Source organism: Burkholderia sp. AU4i (assembly GCF_000466765.1).
GTDB classification, from domain to species: Bacteria; Pseudomonadota; Gammaproteobacteria; order Burkholderiales; family Burkholderiaceae; genus Burkholderia; species Burkholderia cepacia.
In genome coordinates this window covers 108,656-120,002 of sequence record NZ_ASSI01000083.1, presented here as the reverse complement: position 1 = coordinate 120,002, position 11,347 = coordinate 108,656, and the positions used below count along the sequence as shown (strand labels likewise).

The window sequence follows — 11,347 nt, the reverse complement described above, 5'->3', positions numbered from 1 at the left end:
CGCGCCTGACGCACCTCGCGACCGCGTCGCCGCACATCGCGCGGCGCCGTCCGCTTCGCCTGCCCGCCTTGCCGCTGCCCGATGCCGAGCCCGCGCGCGTGACCACGCGCGGCGGCCAGCGCCGCGCATGGCGCGCATCGTGTCCGTTTCATCATCGTCATTCCAACCCTACGTACAACGACATGTTTCCCTCGACCCGTATTGCCGTCGCGCTGTCCGGCGCGATCTCCGTGCTCTCCGCGTCAGCCGTATGTGCACAAGGCGCCGCGCCGGCCGACGCGCCGGCCGCATCGACGCTGCCCGCGATCAACGTCAACGCGACCCGCGCGGCAGACTCGCTGACGTCGAAATCGACCGTCGACCTGAAGCGCACGCTCGACCAGACGGTCGGCTCGGTCGGCTTCGTCGATGCCGACAGCTACCAGAACACCTACGCCTTCACGCTGCGCGACGTGCTGAAGGATGTGCCCGGCGTGTTCGTCGAGAACCGCTACGGCCAGGAGTTGCGCCTGTCGATCCGCGGCTCGGGGATTGCCCGCTCGTATCACACGCGCGGCCTCGAGATCCTGCAGGACGGCATCCCGACCAACCTCGCCGACGGCAGCGGCGACTACTACCAGATCGATCCGCTCGCGCTGCAGGCGGTGCAGGTCTACAAGGGCGGCAACGGCCTCGCGTACGGCGCATCGACCCTCGGCGGCGCGATCGACTTCATCACACCGACCGCCCACACCGCCGACGCGCCGAACATCGTGCGCGTGGAAGGCGGCAGCTACGGCACGGTGCGCACGAGCGCGCAGATCTCGCGCGTGATCGGCCCGTTCGACTTCCTCGCGAACTTCAGCGTCAATCATTCGGACGGTTATCGCGATCATTCGAAGGGGCAATACGAGCAGTTCAACGCGAACGTCGGCTACCGGTTCAGCCCGGCCGTCGAGACGCGCTTCTACGTCGGCGTGTACGTCGTCGACCAGCTGCTGCCGGGCACGCTGTCGCTGTCCGATGCACTGAACGATCCGACCAGGGCAGCGCCGAACGCGATATCGGGCGATCAGGCGCGCAACACACGCACCGAGCGGATCGCCAACCGCACGACGGTGAAGCTCGATTCGGGCGAACTGCAATTCGATACGTGGGCGATTCACAAGAGCCTCTATCACCCGATCTTCCAGGCGCTCGACCAGGACGGCTGGACCTACGGTTTCGCACCGCGCTACACCGGCCACCTGACGCTCGGCGGGATGCGCAACGACCTGATCGTCGGCGCGCGCTTCTTCGGCGGCCGCACGCAGGCGAACCAGTACGTGAACGTCAACGGCAACAAGGGCGCGCAGACGCTCGACTCGACGCAGACGGCGTTCAACTATGAAGCGTACGTCGAGAACCGGCTGTTCTTCATGCCGACCGTCGCGCTGATGACCGGCGTAAAGGCGCTGCACTCGGTGCGCGAGTACATCGACAACGGCGGGCTGCCGCGCGACCCGAACTACAAGTCGACGAACGCGAGCTACAGCGGCGTCAATCCGAAGCTCGGGCTGCTGTGGCAGCCGGACGCGAACACCCAGGCCTACGTCGACATCACACGCAGCCAGGACGTGCCCGACTTCACCGACCTCACGCAGACCTTCTCGAACACGACGCGCTTCACGCCGCTCGCGGCGCAGCACGCATGGACGATCGAGTTCGGCACGCGCGGCTCGCGCGAGCGCGTGAGCTGGGACGTGACCGCCTATCGCTCGCTCGTGCGCGACCAGTTGCTGCAGTACACGACGAACCCGGACGTGCCGGCGGCGACGTTCAATGCGAACAGGACGGTGCTGCAGGGGATCGAGGCCGGTGCGTCGGTCGAGCTGTTGCGCAACATCACGGGCCGCGGCGTGGGCGACAAGATCACGCTGTCCGGCATCTGGAACCTGAACGACTTCCGGTTCAAGAACGACCCGCAGTACGGCAACAACCGGATCGCGGGCGTGCCGCTGAACGTGCTGCGCGCGACGCTGGGTTACGCGCGTCCGAGCGGCTTCCACATCGCGGCCACGCTCGACTGGGTGCCGTCGGGCGCATGGGCCGACGATGCGAACACGTTGCGCGTGCCGAGCTACGCGCTGCTCGGGCTGCAGGCCGGCTACGACTTCCGCAATGGACTGTCGCTGTTCGTCGACGCGCGCAACCTGACCAACAAGCGCTACGTCAGCGACATCAGCACCGTCGCGAATGCGCGCACCGCGAACACCGCGATCTTCTATCCGGGCGAAGGACGCAGCGTGTTCGCCGGCATGCGGTACGCGTTCTGATGCGCCGCCTGCGGCATGGCTCGTTACACGGATTCAAAGGAAACCGAAACATGAAGTTCAGTTCGATGCTGCCCGCCGCCTTGCTCGCGGCCTTCGCGCCGGCCGGGCAGGCCCAGGAAAGCGACGCCGCGAACGCCGGCGCCACGCTTGCGCCGATTCGCGTCAACGCGCAGAAGGCAACGCCGCTCACGCAACCGCTCGACACCGGCAGCCGTCTCGGCCTGTCGTCGCTCGAAACGCCCGCGAGCGTCGAACAGATCGATCGCAAGACGCTCGACACGCGCGGCGACAGTTCGATCGTCGACGCGGTGAGCCGCGCCGCCGGCATCAGCGCATCGCCGCATCCCGGCAACGGCGGCTCGGAGCTCGGCGCGCGCGGCTTCGTCGGCGCGTCGTCGGTCACGCAGCTCTATGACGGCGTGCGCCCGTACGGCGCGATCGGCATCACCTTTCCGTTCGATACGTGGTCGGTCGACCATATCGACGTGCTGCGCGGCCCGGCTTCGGTGATCTACGGCGAAGGGGCGATCGGCGGTGTCGTCAACATCGTCCCGAAGAAGCCGACGCGCGGCCCGATCCGCAACGAGCTGCAGGCGGGCGGCGGCACCGAGGGCACCGCGCGGGTCGCGTTCGGCAGCGGCGGCGCGATCAACGACAGGCTGTCGTACCGCTTCGACATCAGCGGCAACCGCTCGTCGAACTGGGTGGACCGCGGCAACTCCCGCAACCTGTCGATCTCCGGTGCGCTGCGCTACGACGTGACGTCCGACCTGTACGTGACGGCGTCGTATGCGCAGGGCTTCCAGCATCCGATGCAGTATTTCGGCGTGCCGCTCGTCAACGGCGCGCGCGATCGTGCGCTCGACAAGAAGAACTACAACGTCGGCGACAGCGACATCGCGTTCCGCGACAGCTGGGCGACGGTATCGGCGAACTGGCAGCCGAGCGACAGCCTGAACGTGACGAGCACGCTGTACCGGATGAAGAGCAACCGTCACTGGAAGGATGCGGAGTACTACACGTATCTGCCGTCGACCACGCAGGTCCGGCGCAGCAGCTATACGGAAATCTTCCACGACCAGGAGCAGTACGGGAACGTGACGGCGGCGACCGTGACCACCGCGCTGCTCGGCATGCGCAACACGTTCTCGACGGGTGTCGAGTTCAATCACACGACGTTCCAGCACGACAACAACTCGCCCTATTCGGGCACGTCGACGGTCGACCCGTTCAGCTTCGATCCGGGCAGCTTCATCAACACGGCCGGCACCTATCCGAAGTACCGCAGCCAGGCGAACCAGTACGCGCTGTTCGCCGAGAACCGGCTGGCCATCACGCCGCGCTGGTCGGTGATCGGCGGGCTGCGCTACGACCACGCGAGCGTAAATCGCGACGATCTCGTGAACGGCGGCGCGTTCACGAAGGTGTTCGCGAACACGGGCTGGCGCATCGGCACCGTGTACGACGTGCAGCCGGGCCTCGCCGTGTACGGCCAGTATTCGGTCGCGGCCGACCCGATCAGCTCGCTGCTGTCGCTGAATGCGTCGAAGGCGAACTTCACGCTCGCGACCGGCCGACAGATCGAAATCGGCGTGAAGCAGTCGTTCCTGGACGGCAAGGCGGAATGGACGCTCGCGGCATACCGGATCGTCAAGAGCAATCTGCTGACGGCCGATCCGCTGAACCCGAACCAGTCGATCCAGGTCGGCCGGCAGTCGTCGCGCGGGCTCGAGGCGACGGTCGGCGCGGAGATCGCGAAGGACTGGCGCGTCGACGCGAACGTTTCGATCCTGCGCGCGAAATACGACGACTTCCAGCAGACGTCCGGCGGCACGACGGTCTCGCGCGCGGGCAACGTGCCGGTGTCGGTGCCGCAGCGGCTCGCGAACCTGTGGGTGAGCTGGCGCTTCGCGCCGGACTGGACGGGCATCGCGGGCGTCAGGTACGTCGGCAAGCGCTTCGCCGATACCGCGAACCAGCTCGTGATGCCGTCGTACACCACGGTCGACCTCGGCCTCGCATGGAAGCCGCGCAAGGACACGACGATCACGGCGCGCGCGTACAACGTGTTCAATCGCCGCTTCGTGCAGTCCGCGTACTACAACGAGACGCAGTACCTGCTCGGCAACGACCGGCGGCTCGAAGTGCTCGCGAGCTACCGGTTCTGACGCGGCGCGCGTGCCGCCGGCACAGGCACGGCGGCGCGCACGTCACGCACGCGTGGCCTGCGCGCGCCCCGCCATCCACTTGCGGTAGCGCCGTGTCTGGCACTGCGCGGCCAGTTGCTGCCCGACCAGCGCGCGCAGCGGCGACACCTGCGGATGCGTGCGCCGGCCTTCGCTGAGCCGCGTCAGCTGGAACTTGACGACGGCCATGTTCGCCAGCGAGCCCAGCACCTTGTTCTTCCATCGGATCGGCTGCAGCACCGGCGCGCTGTCCTTGCCGGCCCGCCAGTCGCGCGGCAGGTTCGGGTCGATCGACAGCGCGGTCGCGATGCCGACCATCGCCACGCCGCTGTCCACCACCTGCTCGGCCACCGCGCGGCGCCGGATGCCGCCCGTGACCATCAGCGGCATCTGCGCGACCGCCGTGATGTCGCGCGCGAATTCGAGGAAATACGCTTCGCGGGCCAGCGTGCGCCCGTCGCGCGCCTCACCCTGCATCGCCGGCACTTCATAGCTGCCGCCCGACAGTTCGACGAGATCGACGCCGAGCGGATTCAGCAGTTCGACCACGCGCTTCGCATCGTCCGCGCTGAAGCCGCCGCGCTGGAAATCGGCCGAGTTCAGCTTCACCGCGACGACGAATGCCGGCGACACCGCCGCGCGCACCGCCTTCACGATGTCGAGCAGCAGGCGCGCGCGATTCTCGATGCTGCCGCCCCACTGATCCTGCCGACGGTTCGTCAGCGGCGACAGGAACTGGCTCAGCAGATAGCCGTGCGCCGCGTGCACTTGCACGCCGGTGAAGCCGCTTTGCTCCGCGAGCTGCGCGGCGCGCACGAAGCGCCGCTGCACATCGTCGATATCGGCTTGCGTCATCTCCTTCGGCACCGGGAACTGCTTCGACAGCGCACCGAGCTCGAGCGGCACGGCCGACGGCGCGAGCGTCGTCTGGCCGAGCGCCGCCTGCATCTGGCGCCCCGGGTGATTGATCTGCATCCATACGTGCGCGCCGCCCGAGCGCGCCACCTCCGCCCAGCGACGGAAGCGGCCGAGATGCGCGTCGCTCTCGAGCACGACCCCGTTCGGCCCCGTCATCGCGCGGCCGTCCACCATCACGTTGCCGGTCAGGATCAGGCCGACCCCGCCGTCGGCCCACGCCTGGTAGAGGCGCAGCAATGCGTCGGATGGCGCGTGGTTCGCATCGGCCATGTTCTCTTCCATCGCGGCCTTGGCCAGACGGTTCGGAATCACCGCCCCGTTGGGCAGTATCAGCGGCGTAAACAGGTTCATGGAGGGCACCCTCGATTGACGATGCCCAACGATAACTTTAAAGTCAACTTCAAGGTCAAGCCCCCTCGGAGCACCGCATGAAAATCGGCGAACTGGCACGCATCAGCGGCATCGCGGCGTCGCGCATCCGCTTCTACGAAGCAAGCGGCCTGCTCGAACCGGCCCGACGGCAGGCAAACGGCTATCGGGAATACGGGTCGGAAGCGTTGACGCGGCTCGCGATCATCGACCGCGCGCAGGGCGCGGGCTTCTCGCTCGACGAGATCCGCGCGGTGCTGCCGCCGAATCTCGGTGCATGGCCGCACGACGAACTGCTGGTCGCGCTGCGGCACAAGGTCGATGAAATCGCGCTGCTCGAACGGCGTCTCGCGCAGAACCGGCAGCATCTGGAAACGCTGATCGACGAGATCGAAAACAAGCCGGCGGGCGAGGATTGCGCGGGCGCCGCGCAGCGGATGCTCGATCGGCTATGCGAGCAGGCCGACGCACCGCCCGCGCCCGTGCCGGTCCCGAGGCCGACGCGCAAGCGCGCATGACCGGTTACCCTGCGCCCCCGACGAACGATCAACCCGCGCTGCGGCGAGACGAGTCGGCGCGTGTGCGCCGGCTTTCGCGGCGCGACCTCCAGACCCGATCCGCATGACGATCTCCCGCATCACAGGATGCCTCGTCGCCGCGCTGCTGACGTTCGACATCGGCGGCACCTACGCCGCGACGTGCGGCGATACACCTTCTTCAATCCGTTGCCCGGATACACCCGCCCTTCCGGACGACATCGTCGCGCAGCTTCCCGCCGGCTACGAAGCGCTGGATGCCGCGTCGGGGCGCCTGACCGACAGCTCCCGCATCGGCTACGTGGTCGTCGCGCACCAGCCCGGCGATTCGATGCGCAACGCATCGCTACGTCCGCTGATGATCTTCCTGCCGGGCAAGGACGGGCACTACCGGCTCGCGGCGCGCAACGACACCGTGATCATGAAAGCCGACGAAGGCGGGATGGGCGACCCGTATCTCGATGGCGTCGCCGAGAATGCGCTCACGGTCGAACCCCGCACCTTCACGGTCGAACAGGGCGTATTCGCGGGGCCGAGCCACTGGCGCGACCGCGTGACGTTTCGCTACGACGCCGCGCACCGCACGTGGGTGTTTCATCGCGAAGTCATGCGGAACTGGCGGCTCAACGACGACCCGAACGGCGATGCGCTGAAAGCCGACCCGGTGCGCGTCACGCGCGCCGATGCGGCGAAAGCCGTCACGTTCGAAGCGTGGCGGCCGGGTTACTGGTGCGATTCGGCCGAGCGGCGCGGAGCCGATCCGGCTTGCAGCAAGCCGCATTGACGAATGCGTAGCTATACGAATGATGCTGCGTGCGGGCGTGCTTGCGGGCAAGCGATATGCGTGGATGCTGCCGCACCACACGGGCGGCGTGCCTGCCGGCACGTGGCATCGTTAGCGGCCGCGCGGATTTCCTTACGTCGCAGGTAATCGACGCGCGTCGCCCGCACCGCGATCATGGCTCCATCGACTCACCTCACGCCACGGAGCCCGCCATGACCGCCTACGCCATCGCCCACCTGCACGACGTCGAGATGTGCGACGACATCGTCGAGTACCTCGAGCGCATCGACGGCACGCTCGCGCCGTATGACGGCCATTTCGTGATTCACGGCGCGCGGCCGGAGATACGCGAAGGCGTGTGGCGCGGCGACCTGATCGCGATCGCGTTCCCCGATCTCGCCACCGCGCGCGCATGGTACGAATCGGATGCGTACCGGCAGATCCAGCCGCTGCGCGCGCGTCACGCGAGCGGCCCGCTGATCCTGATCGACGGTGTCGACGCGCGGCACCGCGCGACCGACATCCTGCGCTGAACCGCCGCCGCGGCGATGCCGGCGGCGCTTACGACGCGTTGCGCTCCATCGGCTCGCCGACGACGAACCCGCCGCCCTGGAACCGCTGCGCGGGATCGTCGTAGTCGGCGGTCGGCGCCGCCACCGGGAACAACCCGGCGAACTGCTCCGAACTGTCGCGCGGGCGGAAGCCGAGGAAGCCGGCCTTCGTGTTGTCCCACCACTTCACCGGGTTGTCCGACGCGCCGTACACGATCGCATGCCCGACGCGGTTCGTCAGCAGCGAGCAGCGCACGAGCTCGATGAAGTCGCGGTAGCTGAGGAACGTCACCAGCATGCGCGGATTCTTCGGTACTTCGAACGAAGAGCCGATCCGCAGGCATACCGTCTCGATCCCGAAGCGGTCGAAGTAATAGCGCGACAGCGATTCGCCGAAGCACTTCGTCACGCCATACAGGCTGTCGGGGCGCAGCGGCGAATCGGCATCGAGCACTTCCGTGACCGGATGGAAACCGATCGCATGATTCGAGCTCGCGAACACGACGCGCTTCACGCCATGCTTGCGCGCGGCTTCGTACAGGTTGTACGTGCCGGTGATGTTCGCACCGACGAGGTCGTCGAACGGTGCATCGACCGAAATGCCGCCGAGGTGGACGATCGCGTCCACGCCGTCGACGAGCTGCATCACGGCCGGGCGGTCGGCCAGGTCGACGACGCGGGTTTCTTCATGCGCGGCCGCGTCGCCGAGCGTCGCGATGTCGCTGACGCGCACGACGTCGGCCCAGTCGGCGAGCGCGCCGCGCAACTGGCGGCCGAGGTTGCCGGCCGCGCCCGTCAGCAGCAGGCGCCCGAACGGTTTGCGCGCGCCGGTGGATGAGGCGTTCATCGAATCTCCTTGAATCTGACCTGAAATCTGACTGGATCGGAAAACGTTTTCCAACTATACGCGGGAGCGCAGCCGAACGTCAATGGCCGAACCCGCTCGCAGCCATCCGCACTTTCCCGATATCGGCGCGTGGCCGCACGGCCCCGTTTTCTGCCACAATCCGGCGTTATCGAACGAAAACGTTACCCTCCGCATGAAAAAAGTTTCCCCGACGATCCGCGACGTGGCGGCGGAAGCCGGCGTGTCGGTCGCGACGGTATCGAAGTACGTGAACGGCACGCAGCGCTTTTCGCCGACCGTCGAGGCCCGGCTCAAGGAGGCGATCGAGCGGCTCGGCTACCGTTCGAACCCGCTCGCGCGCTCGATGATCACCGGCCGCACGCGCACCATCGGCCTCGTGATCCTCGACATCAGCAACCCGCACTTCACGAACGTGGTGAAGGGGGCGAACCGCGTCGCGCTGCAGCACGACTACACGCTGCTGCTCGTCGATACCGAGGAGAACCAGGCACGCGAACGCTCGCTGATCGAGGCGCTCGCGCAGCGCGTCGACGGGCTGATCGTCAGCACGCGGATGCCCGACGACGAAGCCGGCTGGATGCTCGACCTCAACAAGCCGCTCGTGCTGCTGCGCCGCAGCCCCGGCCTGCCGATTCCGAGCGTCGGCATCGACAACCGGCTGTCGACCTACATGCTCGCGCGCCATCTGCTCAATCTCGGCCACACGCGCATCGCATATCTCGGCTTCGGCACCGCGCGCGTGAACGACGAGCGGATCCAGGGCGCGCGCGACTGCCTCGCCGAAGCCGGGCTCACGCTCGACGTGCACGATGCGCATGCGCCGACCGCCGAGGCCGGCGAGCGCGCGTGTTCGCGCGTGATGCTCGGGCCGCAGCGTCCGCAAGCCGTGATCTGCTACAACGACCTGATCGCGCTCGGCTTCATGAAGGAAGCCGCGTCGCTCGGCTTCCGGCTGCCGCAGGACGTGTCGGTCGCGGGCATCGACAACGTGCCGTACGGCGAATACGCGGCGCCCGCGCTGACGACCGTCGACATCCAGAGCGAGAACATGGGCGAGCTCGCGATGCAGAAGCTGATCGACGCGCTCGCGGGACGCACCGATGCGAGTTATTCGACGTTCGAGCCGCGGCTGATCATGCGCGCGTCGACGGCCGCGGCCGGTTGAGTGCCCCGCCTCGAGCCACCAAACGAAAACGCGCCGCCCAAGGGCAGCGCGTTCGTTTGCAGACATGCGATGACGTGACTACGCGATCACCCCGTCACGCGTCGAGTTGCGCCGGCTTCATCTTCGGCGTGAGCATGTGCATCACGGCCAGCGCGAGCAGGTAGGCCGACGCGCCGATCGCGAACAGCACCCAGTAGTGGCCGGTGCGCTGCAGCACCTGGCCGATCACTTCCGAGAACAGCACGCCGCCGATCGAACCGGCCATCCCGCCGATCCCGACCACCGAGGCAACCGCGCGGCGCGGAAACAGGTCGGACGCCGTCGTGAACAGGTTCGCCGACCAGCCCTGGTGCGCGGCGGCGGCGAGGCCGACGATCAGCACCGCAACCCACAGGCTCTGCACCTGCGACACGAACGCGATCGGCAGCACGCAGCACGCGCAGATCAGCATCGCCGTCTTGCGCGCGCGGTTCACGCTCCAGCCCGCGCGCAGCAGCATCGACGACAGCCAGCCGCCGCCGATGCTGCCGACCGTCGTCAACGCATAGATGCAGACGAGCGGCAAGCCGATGTGCTGCATGTCCATCCCGCGCGATTCGTTGAGCCACTTCGGCAGCCAGAACAGGTAGAACCACCACACCGGGTCGGTCAGGAACTTGCCGACCAGGAACGCCCACGTTTCGCGCTTGCGGATCAGTTCGCCCCAGCGCGGCGCGCCGGCGTTCGCGTTCGCCGCGTCGAGCGCTTCCGCTTCGTCACGCGGCTCGTCGTATTCCGCGGCGAGCGCGCGCGTATCGGCCTGGCGATAGAGCACGAGCCACACCGCGAGCCACACGATGCCGATCGCGCCGATGATCACGAACGCCGCACGCCAGCCGTAGGCCACCGCGATGGCCGGGATGATCGCCGGCGCGAACACCGCGCCGATGTTCGCACCCGAGTTGAAGATGCCGGTGGCGAGCGCACGTTCGCGGCGCGGAAACCATTCGGCCGTCGTCTTGATCGCGGCCGGGAAGTTGCCGCCCTCGCCGATCCCGAGCAGCGCACGCACGAACGCGAAACCCATGACCGAGCCGACCGCCGCGTGCAGCATCGCGGCGACGCTCCACACGAGCATCGCGACCGCGTACGAGACGCGCGTGCCGAGCCAGTCGACGATCCGACCGAAACCGAGCAGGCCGAGGGCATAGAACGCGGAAAACGCCATCACGATCCGGCCGTACTGCACCTGGGTCCAGCCGATGTCGTGCTGGAGCATCGGTGCGAGCAGGCCGAGGATCTGCCGGTCCATGTAGTTGATCACGGTCGCGAAAAACAGCAGCGCACAGACGGTCCAGCGGTAGCGGCTGGCGGCCGCGCGCACGGCGCCGACGACGGCAGATTGCATGAATGTCTCCGATGCGCGGCCGCGCCCGTCGCGCCGCACGGTATTCGTTGACCGGCGACCGGCGCCGGGGCGGACGGCGGCGCGCTGTCGCGCACGGCCGAATCCGCCGATCAATCTGGAAAACGTTTTTCAAAGGATAGGTCGTCAGCCGGCGCCGTGTCAGTCGGGGATTTCGATGAGTCATCTCAAATTGGTCGCGGCAAAAGAGACGACTGTTTTGCAATGTGGCATTAACCGTTTTTCCGGGATTTTCCCGCCATCGGGGCGAGCGCACGGTCACGGATGCACA

The 11,347-nt window shown here is 67.4% G+C and carries 9 protein-coding genes; 6 read left to right on the top strand and 3 right to left on the bottom strand.

Annotation, left to right across the window (positions count from 1 at the left end; genetic code table 11):
- Positions 1-182 precede the first annotated feature (182 nt).
- Both L810_RS19850 and L810_RS19845 read left to right on the top strand, forming a co-directional pair.
- Positions 183-2,294, top strand: a complete 2,112-nt coding sequence (locus L810_RS19850) for a TonB-dependent receptor family protein (RefSeq protein WP_042975438.1) — start codon at positions 183-185, stop codon at positions 2,292-2,294.
- Positions 2,295-2,344: 50 nt separating this feature from the next.
- On the top strand, positions 2,345-4,462 hold the full coding sequence (locus L810_RS19845; RefSeq protein WP_021160056.1) for a TonB-dependent receptor: 2,118 nt from the start codon (positions 2,345-2,347) through the stop codon (positions 4,460-4,462).
- 42 nt (positions 4,463-4,504) lie between these two features.
- Here L810_RS19845 and L810_RS19840 read toward each other — a convergent pair whose 3' ends face one another.
- Entirely contained in the window at positions 4,505-5,749 is a 1,245-nt protein-coding gene (locus L810_RS19840; RefSeq protein ID WP_021160055.1) for an NADH:flavin oxidoreductase/NADH oxidase family protein, read from the bottom strand.
- A 77-nt stretch (positions 5,750-5,826) separates the two neighbouring features.
- On the opposite strand from L810_RS19840, the gene L810_RS19835 reads away from it, so the two are divergent.
- From L810_RS19835 to L810_RS19825, 3 genes are all read left to right on the top strand, one after another.
- Positions 5,827-6,285: a MerR family transcriptional regulator gene (locus L810_RS19835; protein ID WP_021160054.1), complete on the top strand. Its 459-nt coding sequence runs from the start codon at positions 5,827-5,829 to the stop codon at positions 6,283-6,285.
- Positions 6,286-6,388: 103 nt separating this feature from the next.
- The gene (locus tag L810_RS19830) at positions 6,389-7,087 is read left to right on the top strand and encodes a hypothetical protein (RefSeq protein WP_021160053.1); all 699 of its coding nucleotides are present in this window, start codon (positions 6,389-6,391) and stop codon (positions 7,085-7,087) included.
- Positions 7,088-7,299: 212 nt separating this feature from the next.
- Positions 7,300-7,620: a DUF1330 domain-containing protein gene (locus L810_RS19825; protein ID WP_021160052.1), complete on the top strand. Its 321-nt coding sequence runs from the start codon at positions 7,300-7,302 to the stop codon at positions 7,618-7,620.
- Positions 7,621-7,648: 28 nt separating this feature from the next.
- Here L810_RS19825 and L810_RS19820 read toward each other — a convergent pair whose 3' ends face one another.
- Positions 7,649-8,485 (bottom strand): NAD-dependent epimerase/dehydratase family protein, encoded by an 837-nt coding sequence (locus tag L810_RS19820; protein WP_021160051.1) that lies wholly within the window; start codon positions 8,483-8,485, stop codon positions 7,649-7,651.
- An 82-nt stretch (positions 8,486-8,567) separates the two neighbouring features.
- Between L810_RS19820 and L810_RS19815 the strand changes: the two genes are divergently transcribed.
- Positions 8,568-9,671 carry a LacI family DNA-binding transcriptional regulator gene (locus L810_RS19815; protein WP_021160050.1) on the top strand — a complete coding sequence of 368 codons (1,104 nt, stop codon included), beginning with the start codon at positions 8,568-8,570 and terminating at the stop codon, positions 9,669-9,671.
- Positions 9,672-9,765: 94 nt separating this feature from the next.
- On the opposite strand, the gene L810_RS19810 is transcribed toward L810_RS19815, so the two are convergent.
- Positions 9,766-11,058, bottom strand: a complete 1,293-nt coding sequence (locus L810_RS19810; protein WP_042975436.1) for an MFS transporter — start codon at positions 11,056-11,058, stop codon at positions 9,766-9,768.
- Between the last annotated feature and the right edge of the window lie 289 nt (positions 11,059-11,347).